The sequence below is a fragment of the Micromonospora sp. NPDC051924 genome (genome assembly GCF_055586005.1).
The window spans coordinates 172,607-187,533 of the sequence record NZ_JBVJJA010000005.1 but is presented as its reverse complement, the minus strand read 5'-3'; the positions used below and the strand labels follow the sequence as shown (position 1 = coordinate 187,533).

The 14,927-nt window shown below is 71.6% G+C and carries 15 protein-coding genes; 8 read left to right on the top strand and 7 right to left on the bottom strand.

Features of this window, described 5'->3' with window-relative positions; all coding sequences use genetic code 11:
- Positions 1 to 62: 62 nt before the first annotated feature.
- Complete coding sequence (gene gyrB, locus ACZ6S5_RS05885; RefSeq protein WP_465998161.1) at positions 63 to 2,009, bottom strand: DNA topoisomerase (ATP-hydrolyzing) subunit B; 1,947 nt, start codon at positions 2,007 to 2,009, stop codon at positions 63 to 65.
- A 634-nt stretch (positions 2,010 to 2,643) separates the two neighbouring features.
- Between gyrB and ACZ6S5_RS05880 the strand changes: the two genes are divergently transcribed.
- A complete protein-coding gene (locus tag ACZ6S5_RS05880; RefSeq protein ID WP_465998159.1) occupies positions 2,644 to 3,198 on the top strand; it encodes a hypothetical protein in 555 nt (184 codons plus the stop codon).
- On the opposite strand, the gene ACZ6S5_RS05875 is transcribed toward ACZ6S5_RS05880, so the two are convergent.
- Positions 3,183 to 3,677 (bottom strand): MarR family winged helix-turn-helix transcriptional regulator, encoded by a 495-nt coding sequence (locus ACZ6S5_RS05875; protein WP_465998157.1) that lies wholly within the window; start codon positions 3,675 to 3,677, stop codon positions 3,183 to 3,185. The two genes, ACZ6S5_RS05880 and ACZ6S5_RS05875, sit on opposite strands and share 16 nt — an antisense overlap.
- A gap of 97 nt (positions 3,678 to 3,774) precedes the next feature.
- Between ACZ6S5_RS05875 and ACZ6S5_RS05870 the strand changes: the two genes are divergently transcribed.
- Complete coding sequence (locus ACZ6S5_RS05870) at positions 3,775 to 4,002, top strand: hypothetical protein (protein ID WP_465998155.1); 228 nt, start codon at positions 3,775 to 3,777, stop codon at positions 4,000 to 4,002.
- A gap of 3 nt (positions 4,003 to 4,005) precedes the next feature.
- On the opposite strand, the gene ACZ6S5_RS05865 is transcribed toward ACZ6S5_RS05870, so the two are convergent.
- The 5 genes from ACZ6S5_RS05865 to dnaA form a co-directional block, all read right to left on the bottom strand.
- On the bottom strand, positions 4,006 to 4,644 hold the full coding sequence (locus ACZ6S5_RS05865; protein WP_465998294.1) for a DciA family protein: 639 nt from the start codon (positions 4,642 to 4,644) through the stop codon (positions 4,006 to 4,008).
- Positions 4,645 to 4,669: 25 nt separating this feature from the next.
- On the bottom strand, positions 4,670 to 5,803 hold the full coding sequence (recF, locus tag ACZ6S5_RS05860; protein WP_465998153.1) for a DNA replication/repair protein RecF: 1,134 nt from the start codon (positions 5,801 to 5,803) through the stop codon (positions 4,670 to 4,672).
- A 16-nt stretch (positions 5,804 to 5,819) separates the two neighbouring features.
- The gene (gene gnd, locus ACZ6S5_RS05855) at positions 5,820 to 6,692 is read right to left on the bottom strand and encodes a phosphogluconate dehydrogenase (NAD(+)-dependent, decarboxylating) (protein WP_465998151.1); all 873 of its coding nucleotides are present in this window, start codon (positions 6,690 to 6,692) and stop codon (positions 5,820 to 5,822) included.
- A 40-nt stretch (positions 6,693 to 6,732) separates the two neighbouring features.
- Positions 6,733 to 7,866: a DNA polymerase III subunit beta gene (dnaN, locus tag ACZ6S5_RS05850; protein WP_465998149.1), complete on the bottom strand. Its 1,134-nt coding sequence runs from the start codon at positions 7,864 to 7,866 to the stop codon at positions 6,733 to 6,735.
- 801 nt (positions 7,867 to 8,667) lie between these two features.
- Positions 8,668 to 10,500, bottom strand: a complete 1,833-nt coding sequence (dnaA, locus tag ACZ6S5_RS05845) for a chromosomal replication initiator protein DnaA (protein ID WP_465998147.1) — start codon at positions 10,498 to 10,500, stop codon at positions 8,668 to 8,670.
- 573 nt (positions 10,501 to 11,073) lie between these two features.
- Here dnaA and rpmH point away from each other — a divergent pair.
- From rpmH to rsmG, 6 genes are all read left to right on the top strand, one after another.
- Positions 11,074 to 11,211: a 50S ribosomal protein L34 gene (rpmH, locus tag ACZ6S5_RS05840; protein WP_074478258.1), complete on the top strand. Its 138-nt coding sequence runs from the start codon at positions 11,074 to 11,076 to the stop codon at positions 11,209 to 11,211.
- A 34-nt stretch (positions 11,212 to 11,245) separates the two neighbouring features.
- Entirely contained in the window at positions 11,246 to 11,659 is a 414-nt protein-coding gene (gene rnpA / locus ACZ6S5_RS05835) for a ribonuclease P protein component (protein WP_465998145.1), read from the top strand.
- A 44-nt stretch (positions 11,660 to 11,703) separates the two neighbouring features.
- Complete coding sequence (yidD, locus tag ACZ6S5_RS05830; protein ID WP_199737128.1) at positions 11,704 to 11,943, top strand: membrane protein insertion efficiency factor YidD; 240 nt, start codon at positions 11,704 to 11,706, stop codon at positions 11,941 to 11,943.
- Positions 11,944 to 12,921 (top strand): membrane protein insertase YidC, encoded by a 978-nt coding sequence (gene yidC, locus ACZ6S5_RS05825; RefSeq protein WP_465998143.1) that lies wholly within the window; start codon positions 11,944 to 11,946, stop codon positions 12,919 to 12,921.
- 265 nt (positions 12,922 to 13,186) lie between these two features.
- Positions 13,187 to 13,705, top strand: coding sequence for a Jag family protein (locus ACZ6S5_RS05820; protein WP_465998292.1), 519 nt, complete (start codon positions 13,187 to 13,189; stop codon positions 13,703 to 13,705).
- Between the two features lie 400 nt (positions 13,706 to 14,105).
- Complete coding sequence (gene rsmG / locus ACZ6S5_RS05815; protein ID WP_465998291.1) at positions 14,106 to 14,897, top strand: 16S rRNA (guanine(527)-N(7))-methyltransferase RsmG; 792 nt, start codon at positions 14,106 to 14,108, stop codon at positions 14,895 to 14,897.
- Positions 14,898 to 14,927 lie beyond the last annotated feature (30 nt).

Here is a 14,927-nt window from a genome sequence, read left to right as displayed (position 1 = left end):
GTGGATAACTCTGTGGAATGCCGGGTCGTCCGGTGGATTTCCGGCCGGCCCGGCATCGTCCGTCAGATGTCCAGGAACCGCACGTCCTTGGCGTTGCGCTGGATGAACGACCGGCGGGCCTCGACGTCCTCACCCATCAACACGCTGAACAGCTCGTCGGCGGTTGCGGCGTCGTCGAGCGTCACCTGGCGAAGCGTACGGGTGGCCGGGTTCATCGTGGTCTCCCACAGCTCGGGATAGTTCATCTCGCCGAGACCCTTGAACCGCTGGATGTCGTCCGGCCTGGCGTTGGGCTTCTTCTGCTGGCGCAGGGCGATCAGCCCGTCCCGCTCCCGGTCCGAGTACGCGTACTGGGCGTCGTCGCCCTTCTTGTTCCATTTGATCTTGTAGAGCGGCGGGGCGGCCAGGTAGACGTGGCCCAGCTCGACCAGCGGCCGCATGAACCGGAACAGCAGGGTGAGCAGCAGCGTCTGGATGTGCTGGCCGTCGACGTCGGCGTCGGCCATCAGCACGATCTTGTGGTACCGCAGCTTCTCGATGTCGAAGTCGTCGTGGATGCCGGTGCCCAGCGCGGTGATCAGCGCTTGGACCTCGTTGTTCTTCAGCACCCGGTCGATCCGGGCCTTCTCCACGTTCAGGATCTTGCCGCGGATCGGCAGGATCGCCTGGGTCCGCGGGTCGCGGCCCTGCTTGGCCGAGCCGCCCGCCGAGTCACCCTCGACGATGAACACCTCGGACTCGCGCGGGTCGGTCGACTGGCAGTCGGCCAGCTTGCCCGGCATCGAGCCGGACTCCAGCAGCGACTTGCGTCGGGCCAGCTTCCGCGCCTGCTGGGCGGCGATCCGGGCCCGCGCCGCCTGGGACGCCTTGGTGACGATGATCTTCGCCTCGGCCGGGTTCCGGTCGAACCAGTCGACCAGCCACTCGTTGCAGACCCGCTGCACGAAGCTCTTCACCGGGGTGTTGCCGAGCTTGGTCTTGGTCTGGCCCTCGAACTGCGGGTTGGCCAGCTTGACCGAGATGATCGCGGCCAGGCCCTCGCGGATGTCCTCGCCGGAGAGCTTCTCGTCGCCCTTGAGCAGCTTCTTGTCCGCGCCGTACCGGTTGACGACGCTGGTCAGCGCGGCCCGGAAGCCCTCCTCGTGGGTACCGCCCTCGTGCGTGTTGATCGTGTTGGCGAAGGTGTAGACCGACTCGCCGTACGACTCGTTCCACTGCATGGCGATCTCGACCGACATGCCCTCCTCCTCGGCGCCGAACTCGACCACCGTCTTGTGGATCGGGTTCTTCGAGGCGTTGAGGTGCCGGACGAAGTCGGCGATGCCGCCCTTGTAGAGGAAGGTCACCTCGCGCGGCTTGCCCTCCTCGCCCTCCGCGACCCGCTCGTCGAGCAGGTGGATGGTGAGGCCGCGGTTGAGGAAGGCCATCTCCTGGAGCCGGCGGTAGATGGTCTGGAAGTCCAGGTCGACGGTCTCGAAGACGTCCGGGTCGGGCCAGAAGGAGACCGCCGAGCCGGTGCGGCTGGTCGTCTCGCCCTTCTCCAGCGGGCTCGGCTTGGAGTTGTGGTACTGCTGCCGCCAGACGAAGCCGTCCTTGTGAATCTCCACCGCCATCCGGGTGGAGAGGGCATTCACCACGGAGACGCCGACGCCGTGCAGACCGCCGGAGACGGCGTACGCCTTGCCGTCGAACTTGCCACCCGCGTGCAGCACGGTCAGCGCGACCTCGACACCGGGCTTCTTCAGCTTCGGGTGGAGGTCGACCGGGAAGCCACGCCCGTTGTCGGTGACCCGGACGCCGCCGTCGGCCAGCAGCACCACGTCGATGGTGTCGCAGTATCCGGCCAGCGCCTCGTCCACCGCGTTGTCGACCACCTCCCACACGAGGTGGTGCAGACCGCGTTCGCCGGTGGACCCGATGTACATACCGGGCCGCTTCCGGACCGCCTCCAACCCCTCGAGAACGGTGATCGACTCGGCGCCGTACTTCTTGTTGTCCTCCGCTGCCACCCTCGGCCACTTTCTCGCACCGACCACGCCAGGGCGCGGGGCGCGGGTTCGGCGGACAGGACGCGACGTCGGCGCGCGCGGACCGTCCCCGGACATCCAGGTCACGGATCGCCACGCCGGTCGCCGCGGTTGCCCGCGGATCGCGATCGGCTCGACCCGACCCGGGACAATGATCAAGGGGCCTGGGGCCCCTGTCCGTCGCTCCGTGTCGGGTCTTTCGTCTCGCCGTCAATCTTACTCTGCGCAGCCGACCAAACCGCCACTCGGCACCGCTGCGCGGCGGCTGAGAACTCCGTAGCGGCCCGAACCCCGCTGTCCGCGACTCCCCCTACACGCCAGTGAGGGGTTCCGGTCGCGACGCGGCGTCAGACGGCCTTCATCCCGTCCGGAGCGCCGCTTGGCACCGCGGAGGGCCGGATCATGGCCGGCAGCCGAGCCGAAGCCGTCGCAGCCGTGACCGAGGGTACGGTCCGCCACCGGATCGGTATCGGCAGGTGACCGACCGGGGGTCGCGTCGGGAGCGGACGTGCCGTACCTTTGCGGCGCCGCCGCTGCGGTCTTGATCTTTCGCGGCCGGAACCGGGACGATCGACCCGATCGGTCCGACATCGCGCTTGGTGAGAGGTGACGCCAGATGGGGCTGGACAACGTCGCGGTGCACTGGCCGCGTACCGGCCGCTTCTACGATCCGGTCGCGCCGGCCGAGTTCGTCGACTTCGGCGAGATCGTGGACATGCCACGCATCTCCGCCCCCACCGCCGCGCTCGCCGAGTTGATCGCCAAGACCGGCACGGTACGCGCGACGGCGTACACCGAGCTGGTCGACCTGATCCTCGGGCTGGAGAATGTGCTCTACGCCACGGAGAACGCCGCCGAGGACGAGGATCCGGTGATCGACCCGGACGGCTGCTCGTGGATCGCCGACGGGGTGGAGAAGTTCGTGGCCCGGCACCGGTCGATCGGCGAGGCGGTGACCTTCGAATCGGTCAGCGAGGTGCTGCGGGCCCTGCTGGGCGACGGCCGCCTCGCCGAGCAGCAGCTGCGGTGGCTGGACAGCCGGCTCGACAAGCTGCGCGACGAGAACGGCGAACCGCCGCAGTGGAACTTCACCTGCGCCGAGCTGAGCGTGCTCGCCGCCTTCTACCGGCGCTGCGCCGACCGCGGCTTCGCCGTCTACGCCGACGCCTGACCCGGCTCCCCTGCGGTGCCGGGCCCGGCCGTCACGGCGCGATTGGCCGCCGCGATCACCTCGGTCAGCACCCCGTGCAGGTGCCGCAGGTCCGCCAGGGGCAGGCCGAGCCGCGCCACGATCGCGGGTGGGATCTGCTCGGCCTGCGTCCGGAGCGCCTGGCCGCTGGCGGTGAGCGAGACGGCGAGGCTGCGCTCGTCCGACGCGTCCCGCTCGCGCCGCACGTAGCCGGCGGCTTCGAGCCGCTTGAGCAGCGGCGACAGTGTGCCCGGGTCGAGCTGGAGCAGCCGGCTCAGCTCCCGCACGGACAGCGGCGCGTACTGCCAGAGCGCCAGCATGACCAGGTACTGCGGATGGGTCAGGCCCATCGGCTCCAGCAACGGGCGGTAGACCGCGACGACGCCGCGCGCGGCGACCGAGAGCGCGAAGCACACCTGCTGCTCCAGCGCCAGCGGATCGCCTTCGAGCTCGTCGGCCACGCTCGCCCTCCTCTTCGTCGTTGCGATCGTAACAACGATTGGTGTACCAATAGTTGGTGTACAAATCGTGCCGACGGGCGAGGGAGAGGCCAGGCGGATGAGCGGCGACGAACAGGTGGGCGACGCCTCCGGCAACGGCGGCCGCCTCATGGGCTGGGTGTTCCGCAACCTGGCCGGCCCGTCCGAGGTGTCCGGCGCGGTGCAGGGCGGCTCGCGGCAGGCCCGCGACGGCTGGAAGGAAGACCTCGAACGGCGTAAGCAGTGGAGCCGCGAGCAGCGGGAGCACAAGCGCGCCGAGCGGGAGGCCCGGCGCCCCGGTGGGTGATCGTCAGCCGTAGGTGTCGCGCGGTCCACGGCCGCGGACCCGGCGCGGGCCACGCGACCACGACGGCGCCGCCGGGCCGTGGATGTGCAGCTTGCGGACCACGTTGTGGCCCACCTCGCGAGCGATCTGCTGGAGCAGCGACCCGGCGAGCAGCCGCAGCTGGGTGGCCCACGCGGTCGAGCGGGCCTCCACCGTCAGCTCGCCGTTCTCCAGCTTGACCGGGCGGCTGTGCTGGGCCACCTCCGGACCGACCACGCGTTCCCAGGCGCCGAAAACCGTCGCCTCCGCCGCCGGCTGCTGCCATCCCCGCGCCTTGACCAGCTTGTCCAGCACCGCGCCGAGCGGCTGCGGATCACGCGGATCCGGCCCGGGACCGGAGTAGCCGCGCAGCCGGCGCTCGCCGTCGCCGCGGACCGCGCTGCGCCGTCGGGAGGTCGCCGCCGCTTGCCGCCGCGCCTTCGCCGCGTCCAGCACCGCCCGGGCCAGCTCCGGCCCGGACGCCCCGGCCGGCAGCTCCCCGCCGGCCGCGTCCGCGCCGCCCTCCGCGTCGGCCCGTCCGTCACCGTCCGCGCCCGCCCGCCGACCGCGGCCGTCCGCCGCGCCCGACCCCTCGGGGGTACGCCCACCGCGTCCCGGCCCCAGCCGGGCGGGCGGGAGCTGGAACTCATCATCCGACACGACGCACCGTCCCCTCACCCACCGCGTACCGGACGCCACGCAGGGCCGCCGGCACGTCGTCGTCCACCGCGCAGGTCACCAGGAGCTGGGCGGCCCCGCCGACCAGCTCGGCCAGGCGCTCCCGGCGGCCGGCGTCCAACTCGGCGAAGACGTCGTCGAGCACCAGCACCGGCTCGATGCCGTCGGCGCGCAGCAGGTCGTACCCGGCCAGCCGCAGCGCGAGCGCGTACGACCAGGACTCGCCGTGGCTGGCGTACCCCTTGGCGGGGAGCGGCCCAAGGGTGAGCGCGAGGTCGTCGCGGTGCGGGCCGACCAGGGTGGTGCCACGTTCGATCTCCGCCGACCGCTGCTCGGCCAGCGCTGCGGTCAACGCGGCCGCCAGCACCGCCCGGTCGGTGGTCGGCTCGGGCAGCTCCACCGACGGCCGGTACGCGATCCCCGCCGCCCCCCGGCCCGCCGCCACCGCGTCGTACGCCTTGGCCACGTGCGGGGCGAGCGCGGCGACCAGCTCCAGCCGGCCGGCGAGCAGCTCCGCCCCATGCTGCGCCAGGTGGGTGTCCCAGACGGCGAGCGTGGACAGGTCCCCGCCCCGCGAGCCGCCCGTCTTGCGGGCCAGGTACGCCGTGCGCAACAGGGCGTTGCGCTGCTTGACCACCCGCTCGTAGTCGGCGCGCACGCCCGCGTACCGGGGCTGGCGGGTGACCAGCAGGTCGTCGAGGTAGCGGCGGCGCTCGGCCGGGTCCCCGCGGACCAGTTCCAGGTCCTCCGGGGCGAAGAGCACCAGCCGCAACGCGCCCAGCACGTCCCGGGCACGGCGGGCCGGCGAGCGACCCAGCCGGGCCCGGTTGGCCTTGCCGGGAACGATCTCCAGCTCCACCAGGAGCTCCCGGCCCTCGTGCACCACCGCACAGCGGATCACCGCCGAGGAGGCGCCCATCCGGACCAGCGGGGCGTCCGTGGCGACCCGGTGCGAGTCCAGGGTCGCCACGTAGCCCAACGCCTCGACCAGGTTGGTCTTGCCGACGCCGTTGGCGCCGATCAGCACGTTCGGGCCCGGCTCCAGGTCGACGCCGACCTGCTCGTACGAGCGGAAGTCGACCAGTTCGAGCCGGCGGACGTACACAGGCTGTGGATACCGGTCAGCGCTTGTGGACGGCGTGCCCGCCGAACTGCTGGCGCAGCGCGGCGACGGCCTTCATCGCCGGCGAGTCGTCCTGGCGGGACGCGAACCGGGCGAAGAGGGAGGCGGCGATGACGTTCAGCGGCACGGCGAGCCGGACCGCCTCGTCGACGGTCCACCGGCCCTCACCGGTGTCCTCGGTGTAGCCGCTCAGCTCGGACAGGTCCGGGTCTTCGTCCAGCGCCCGGTCGAGCAGGTCGAGCAGCCAGGACCGGACCACGGTGCCCTCGCGCCAGGACTTGAAGACGCCCGGCACGTTGGTCACCAGCTCGGACTTGGCCAGCAGCTCGTAGCCCTCGGCGTAGGCGTGCATCAGGCCGTACTCGATGCCGTTGTGCACCATCTTGGCGTAGTGGCCGGCGCCGACCGGGCCGGCGTGCACGAAGCCGAACTCACTCTCGGGCTTGAGCGCCTCGAAGACCGGCATGAGCCGCTCGACGTGCTCCTGGGCGCCGCCGACCATCAGGGCGTACCCGTTCTGCTTGCCCCAGACGCCGCCGGAGACGCCGACGTCGATGTAGCCGATGCCCTGCTCGTTCAGGCGCTCGGCGCGCGGGGCGTCGTCGCTGAACCGGGAGTTGCCGCCGTCGATGATGATGTCGCCCGCACCGAGCACGCCGGCGAGCTCGTCGATCGTGGCGTCGGTGACCCCGGCCGGGACCATCACCCAGACCGCGCGGGGCGACTCCAGCTTCTCGGCCAGCTCCGCGAGGCTCGCGACGTCGCTCAGCTCCGCGTTGCGGTCGTAGCCGACCACCTCGTGCCCGGCGGCGCGCAACCGCTCGCGCATGTTGCCGCCCATCCGGCCGAGTCCTACCAGGCCGAGCTGCATCTGCTGCTACCTCCGTACGTCTGGGTCTTGCTGGTCGCGATCAGCGGGACACGCGGATCGGCATGATGAGGTACCGGTACCCCGGGATGACCTCGCCATCCTCGCCGGCGGGCGAAATCACCGCGGGCTTGAAGGCGTCGACGAACGAGAGCAGAGCGTACTGGGCGCCCAGGTTGGCCAGGCCGTCGATCAGGTACTGCGGGTTGAAGCCGATGGTCAGCGGGTCGCCGCTGAAGGTGGCCTCCATGGCCTCGCTGGCCCGGGCCTCCTCGGTGCCGCCGGCCTCGACGACCAGCCCGTCCGCGCTGAAGCTCAGCAGCACCGGGGTGGTCCGCTCGGCGACCAGGGCGACCCGCTTGACGACCTCGATCAGGGTGCTGACCGACACCCGGGCCTCGGCGTTGTGGGCGGCCGGGAAGAGCGAGCGGACCGGCGGGTAGTTGGCCCCGTCCAGCAGCCGGCTGGTGGTCCGCCGGGTGCCGCCGGAGAAACCGATCATGCCCTCGCCGGCGCCGCCCTGGGAGAGCGCCATGGTCACCTGGCCGCCGAGCGGGCCGAGGGCCTTGGCGGTGTCGTGCAGCGTCCGGGCGGGCACCAGCGCGTTGAGGCTGATCTCGGGGTCGTCCGGGTTCCACTCCATCTCGCGCAGGGCGAGGCGGTAGCGGTCGGTGGCGAGCATCGCCAGGGTGCTGCCGGAGAGCTCGATCCGTACGCCGGTCATCATCGGCAGCGTCTCGTCCCGGCCGGCGGCGATGGCCACCTGGGCCACGGCGGCGGCGAAGGCGGCGGCGTCGACCGTGCCGGCGCTCTCCGGCATCTCCGGCAGGGCCGGATAGTCCTCGACCGGCATGGTGGGCAGGGTGAAGCGGGCGCTGCCGCAGACCAGCTCCAGGTGGGCACCGACGGCGGCGATGTCCACCGGCTTGGCCGGGAGCGCCTTGGTGATCTCGGCGAGCAGGCGGCCGGAGACCAGCGCCGCGCCGTCCGCGTCGCCCTGCACCTCGACCGTGACCTGGCTGGAGACCTCGTAGTCGAAGCCGGAGACCTGCAGGTTGCCGTCGGTGACTCGGAGCATCACCCCGGCCAGCACCGGTACGGAGGGTCGGTTGGGCAGGCTCTTGGCGGTCCAGGCGACCGCCTCGGCGAGCGCGTCGCGCTCCACTCGGAACTTCATCAATGCCTCCGCGTCGACGTCAGCGACAACTCTCTCATGCCGACCGCTGCCACCCGCCCCGCCCGACCGTGCGGGTACCTATCGCACCTTAGGTCGCGTGGGCATCGGCTGTGCGCCCGACCCCGTGGATCCAGGTGCCGGGGTGACTGCCGACGGCAGCGCTCCGGCCCGATCCACAGGAAGTCCAACGGTGATGATTGGTTTTTGTTGTTTAGAAGAGATAACTCATCGTCTTCATCGCACCTGTGCAAACTGTGGAGAACCGGCGTCCGCGCAGGCCAGACAGGTTATCCACCGGTGGTTTGACTGTGGAGAACCAGGGGTAGAACCCGTGTTCCGGTCCACAGGCGGGCGCCGCCCCCAGGTTGTCCACGGTTGTCCACCGGTTGTCCACCGCTAATCCACCGGGTTTCTCCCCAGCGGTGTGGACAGGCCGGGCGGCGTTGATCCACGTCGTCCCCAGAACCTTCAACAGGCAACCCACAGGCCGACCGTCGTCGGTGGACAACCGGTCCGTTGTCCCCAGGCGTCCACAGGGTCTTCCCCAGGAGTTGTCCACAGTCTGTGGGTAACCGGCTCCGGACGGAGCGTGGTTTTCCACCGCCTGTGACACAGGGGATGTGGACAACCGGGCCGTGTTGTGGATGAACACGACTCCGATCGTGGGCCCTCCACCGGGTCGAGGGTCAAGCCCCGGGCGTCCACCGGCACGGAAAAGCCCGGCCGGTGTTCCGGCCGGGCGTCGCGTCGACGGGTACGAAACGACGGCTTCAGTTCGGCGTGCCGACCTGAAGCCGTCGCTCAGGTGGTCTGCTTGATCCGGTTGGTCAGCTCGGCGATCTGGTTGTAGAGCGAGCGGCGCTCGGCCATCTGCTGGCGGATCTTCCGGTCGGCGTGCATGACCGTGGTGTGGTCCCGGCCGCCGAACGCCTGCCCGATCCGGGGCAGCGACAGGTCGGTCAGCTCCCGGCACAGGTACATGGCAACCTGGCGGGCGTTGACCAGGACCCGGGAGCGGGAGTGGCCGCGCAGGTCCTCCAGGCTCACCCCGAAGTAGTCGGCGGTGGAGACCATGATCTGGTCGGCGGTGATCTCCGGGCCGGCGCCGTCCGGGATGAAGTCCCGCAGCACCTCCTCGGCGAGCGACAGCTCCACCGACGAGCGGGTCAGGCTGGCGAAGGCGGTGACCCGGATCAGCGCGCCCTCCAGTTCCCGGATCGAGTTCGACACCCGGGAGGCGATGAACTCCAGTACGTCCGGCGGGGCGAAGAGCCGCTCCTGGGCCGCCTTCTTCTGCAGGATCGCGATCCGGGTCTCCAGGTCCGGCGGCTGGATGTCCGCGAGCAGACCCCACTCGAACCGGGTCCGCAGCCGGTCCTCCAGCGTCGCCAGCTGCTTCGGCGACCGGTCGGAGGTGATCACGATCTGCTTGTTGGCGTTGTGCAGCGTGTTGAAGGTGTGGAAGAACTCCTCCTGGGTCCGCTCCCGGTTCTCGAGGAACTGGATGTCGTCGATCAGGAGGATGTCGACGTCCCGGTAGCGGCGCTGGAACGCGCTGGTCTTGTCGTCCCGCAGCGAGTTGATGAAGTCGTTGGTGAACTCCTCGGTCGAGACGTACCGGACCGAGCGGGCGTTCCCCAGCGTGGTGGCGTAGTGCCCGATGGCGTGCAGCAGGTGGGTCTTGCCCAGCCCGGAGCTGCCGTAGATGAAGAGCGGGTTGTACGCCTTCGCCGGCGACTCGGCCACCGCGACGCTCGCCGCGTGCGCGAAGCGGTTCGAGGAGCCGATGACGAACGTCTCGAACATGTACTTCGGATTGAGCCGGTTGCCGCCGGTCTCCGCGCCGCCGGGCAGCCGCCGGTCGGGCGACGCGCCGGGACGGTGATCCGCGCCACCTCGCCCCGGGCCGGAGTCGGTGCCGCCGTCGCGGGGCAGGCCGCGCAGCGGCGGGGCGTCCACCGGGCCGCCCGTCTCGCGGTACCGGGGCGGCTCGTAGCCGCGGCCGTCGGGAGCCGGCCCATCGATCCGCGCCGGCTCGTCGAAGACCCGGCGCTCGGTGGCCCGCAGCGGCTCGGCGAAGGCGGCGCTGAACAGGTCGTCCTGGCCGTCCCGACTGGCCGGGATGAGCTGCGGGCGGCCGCCGTCGGCGGTGCGCTGCCGGCGGCTGGGTTCCTCGGCCGGCGGCTCCGGACGCGGCTCGGCGTACGCGGAGGCCTCCGGCCGGGTCGGGAAGTCCAGCTCGGGGAAGCCGGGCGCGGCCACCGACGGGCCGGGCTGGTCGAATCCCGCCAGCAGGTCCTGGGGTCCGTCGGGCTCGGCGGACGACTCGGGGGCGCTCCGGTAGACGGTGCCGGCGGGGCGGCCCGCCGGGTCCTCGGCGACCCGTACGGTCACGGCCACCTGGATCGGCCGGCCGAGCCGCCGGCTCAGGGCCTCGGTGATCGCCGGGCGGAGCCGGGACTCGATCACGTCGCGGGTGAACGCGTCCGGTACGGAGAGCAGGGCGGTGTCCTCGACGATCGCCCGGAGCCGGGTGAGTCGGAGGTAGGCCCGCTGTTGTGCGGAGATGATCTCGTCGGCGAGCTCGTCGGTCGTCGCCGTCCACACCGCGGCAAGGTCGGTCGCTCCGGTCACCGTCGTGCCACCCCCTCGCCTCTGCTCACGCCCGCCCGGACGGCTGACCGGTCGTCATCCACAAGTTATCCACAGCCTGTGTGTACCGACCGATTGTGGCCGCCCACCGGACGCGGGTCGGACCTGCCCCCTGGTTCCCGGAGGCGTTGAAGCGGGTTCACCGTGCCGAACGATTCACTACCTTGTCCGGTCTTGCCTGTCAGCGACAACCCGGACCCCCGACGCTGACCGCAATCGGGCACGCTAACAGCGCGGACCCCGCGTCATCAACCGTCGACGCCGGGGCAGCCTTGTCAACATCAGTGAAAACCGCCCCTTCGGTCGGCTCCGGCGCGGGTCGGGGCCCCGGGTGTGATGTTTGACGGTCATTGCCCCCCTGCGTAGGCTGGAGCGGCTGCTCTCTCGCCCTCTGCTAGGGTGATGGGTGCTTGCTGTCCGCGGTCGCTTCCCCGCATCGCCGAGGACCCGCGTCGTCGGGCAGCACCGATCGGAGGCCACCGCCGAGGTGGCCTGGACCACCAAACGACCCCGGGCGATCCCCCGCGCGGGGCGTACGACAACGGAGAGCCTGACGTGAGCAAGCGCACCTACCAGCCGAACAACCGCCGGCGCGCGAAGACCCACGGCTTCCGGCTGCGCATGCGCACCCGTGCCGGCCGCGCCATCATCTCGACCCGTCGCGCCAAGGGCCGCACCCGCCTGTCGGCCTGAGGCCGACCGGTCCGGTCCGGGGACGTGGGCAGTCGTGCTGGCCGCCGCGCAACGACTGCGGCGCAGTAGCGACTTCGCCGCAGCGGTCCGGGGTGGCCGACGCGTCGGACGTGGTGCCGTCGTGGTCCACCTGACCCTTCCCGAGCAGACCGGACAACCCGCGACAACCCGGCCGGAGCCGGCGCGGAATCGCGGTGCGGAGACCTCCGCGCCGAGCCGCGCCGGCTTCGTCGTGTCCAAGGCGGTCGGCAACGCGGTGGTCCGGAACAAGGTCCGGCGTCGGCTCCGCCACCTGGTCCGCGAGCGCCTCGCCGACCTGCCCGCAGGGAGCACCCTCGTGGTACGCGCCCTGCCGCCGGCCGCCGAGGCCTCGTACGCCCGGCTCGGGGCCGACCTGGACGCGGCCCTCGCCGCCGCGCGGTCCCCCCGGGGTCGGCGGTCCCGATGAACGGTGGGACCGCCGCGCCGCGGCCGACTACAACCGGTGCCCGCATGCTGCTGGCGCCCATCATCGCGTACCGTCGGTGGATAAGTCCGGCGCTGCCGGCCCGCTGCCGGTTCTACCCGTCGTGCAGTGCCTACGCCGTCGAGGCGGTGTCCCGGCACGGTGCGCTCCGGGGAGGCTGGCTGACGGTCCGGCGGCTGTCGCGCTGCCACCCCTTCCACCCTGGTGGACACGACCCGGTGCCGGAGCCGGGCGACCGCCGCCGTGCCGACGTGACTGGAGCCTGAGTGTTTAGTCTCGACTGGATCTACTACGCGATCTCGTGGATCCTGCTGACCTGGCACTCGGCCTGGGATGCCATCGTGCCGGTCGGAGCCGTGATCGGTACGAACTGGTCCTGGATCCTGGCCATCATCTTCCTGGTGGTCACCGTCCGGGTGATCCTGTTCCCCGTCTTCGTCAAGCAGATCAAGTCGCAGCGGGCGATGCAGGCGCTCCAGCCCAAGGTCAAGGAGCTCCAGGAGAAGCACAAGGGTGACCGGGAGACGCTCCAGAAGGAGATGATGGAGCTCTACCGGAAGGAAAAGGCCAACCCGCTGATGGGCTGCCTTCCGATGTTCCTCCAGATCCCCGTCTTCCTCGGACTCTTCCACACGCTGCGGCGGCTCGACCCCGGCAAGACGCAGAAGACCCTCTACGGCTGGACCGTGGAGCAGTTCGACAGCGCCGCACACGCCAAGCTCTTCAGCGCCCCGATCGCCGGCAAGTTCGGCTCCACCGCGGACGAACTGGCCCGGCTGGGCGCCAGCGGGCACACCGTCAAGATCGTGGCCGGCATCCTGGTCGCGATCATGATCGCCACCACCTACCTGACCAGCCGCCAGATGATCCTGAAGACCGGCTGGGCGGAGGACCCGCAGCAGCGTATGGTCCAGCGGCTGATGCTCTACGGCATCCCGGTCTCGCTGCTGGTCTCCGGCTCGATCTTCCCGATCGGTGTGATCATCTACTGGGTCACCAACAACCTCTTCACCCTCGGCCAGCAGCAGTGGGTGCTGCGCAAGTTCCCACCGCTGGTGCCCCAGAAGACCGGTACCGCGGCGCGGAACGGCCAACCGGTCGCCAAGAGCGGCGGGCTGTTCGGTCGCAAGACCACCCAGCCGGCGGCGAAGGCGCCCGCCACCGCCCCGAAGGTGGCCGGCCCGAAGCCCGGCGCCAAGCCGGTCAACCCGAAGAAGGGCGGCCCCGCCAAGCGGCAGGGCTGAGCCTTCGGGCCGCCGCCGGTTCCCGGTGGCGGCCCGATCCGGCCCCCGAGCTGCCGCCGTACGGTCGGCGCCGGGCCGGAACCGCCGCGCGGAGCGCGGTCACGGGCGAAACTGGCCCGTACAGACGTGCCCGAGGGCACCGGCGAAACCTCCCGCCGGCCCCGGGAGACCAGCGGACCCGACGGTCCGGCCGAGCGAGTACGGAGTTGACACCGTGACCGACACCAGCATTCCCAGCGCCGACCCGTCCGTGGACGAGGAGAGCGTGCCGGCCACCACGGACGAGGCCGAGGAGACCCAGGCCGAGAAGAAGGCCCCGGCCGAGGGCGACCTGTTCCGGCAGAGCGAGATCGCGGCCGACTACGTCGAGGGCCTGCTCGACATCCTCGACTACGACGGCGACATCGACGAGCTGGTCTCCGGCGGCCGTCCCGTCGTCGAGGTGGTCGGCGACCGCCTGCAGAGCCTGGTCGGTCAGCGTGGCGCCACCCTGGAGGCGCTCCAGGAGCTGGCCCGGCTGGCGGTGTTCCGGCAGACCGGTTCGCCGAGCCGCCTGCTGCTCGACGTCGGCGGCTACCGTGCCGCCCGGCGCAAGGAGCTCGCCGCGGTCGCCCGCAACGCCGTCGAGAAGGTCAAGGAGTACGGCGAGCCGGTGCGCCTGGAGCCGATGTCCGCGTTCGAGCGCAAGTGCGTGCACGACGTGGTGAACGCGATGAGCGGTGTGGAGAGCGAGTCCGAGGGCGTCGAGCCGAACCGCCGTATCGTCGTCCGGCCGGTGGACTGACGGGGTGACCCACGACGAGACGACGGCGGGTGCCGTGTCCGGCCCGGGTGGTACGCCGCCCGGGCCGTCGCCTGTGCAGCCGGACCCCACCGTCGACCCGGTCTTCTCCGACGCCGACTCCGCCCTTCCGACGGACCGGCCCTCCTCCGACACGCCGTCGACGGCGACGGACCCCGCCTTCTCTGTCACCCCGTCGACCGCGGCCGACCCTGCCTTCTCCGGCGAGCCGGCGGCCCCGGTCGCCGCGGCCTTCCCGGGTGATTCGGAGGCCCCGGTCGACCCTGCCTTCTCCGGCGAGCCGGACCCCTCGGCCCCGGCGGACGACGCGGCGCCGGTGGCGCCGGTCGGTGCCGTCGATCCGGTGTTCGCCGAGCCCATCGCGCCCGCCGGGCCGTCCCTTGTGGACGATGGTGCCGGTTCGGTCACGCCGGGGTCGGGCGAGCGGCCCACCCCTTCCGACGTGACGTTGCCGCCGGAGCTGGCGGGCGCCGCCCGTACCCTCTTCGGCGACCGGCTCGACCTGGCCGCCGCGTACGCCGAACTGCTGGCTACGGAGGGCGTGGTGCGCGGCCTGATCGGCCCCCGCGAGACGCCCCGGATCTGGGAGCGGCACCTGCTCAACTGCGCGGCGATGGCCGAGCGGATCCCCGAGGGCGCGAGCGTCATCGACGTCGGCTCCGGCGCCGGACTGCCCGGCCTGGTGCTGGCGATCGCCCGGCCCGACCTGACCGTCACGCTGGTCGAGCCGCTGGCCCGGCGGACCGCCTTCCTGGTCGAGGCGGTGGAGCAACTCGGACTGACCCGCGCTGTCCGCGTGTTCCGGGGCCGGGCGGAGGAGGCGGCCGCCGGTACGCGTGACACTCCGCCGCTCACCGCCGACATCGTGACCGCCCGGGCGGTCGCCGCGCTGGACCGACTCGCCGCGTGGTGCCTGCCGCTGACGGTGGCCGGCGGCCGACTGGTCGCGCTCAAGGGCGCCTCGGCGGCCGAGGAGATCACCGAACACGGTGCGGCTGTGGCCCGGCTCGGCGGTGGCGAGCCGGAACTGCACCGGTGCGGGGTGGGCGTGATCGATCCGCCGGCGACGGTGATCGAGGTGGTGCGGGAACGGGTGATCGGTCCGGCACGGAAGAAGGGACCGAAGCGCTCGCGAGGCGGTCGCCGCCGGGGCGGCCGCAACCGCGAACGCTGACGCCGTAAGTCTTTCCGGGTGCCGATCCGG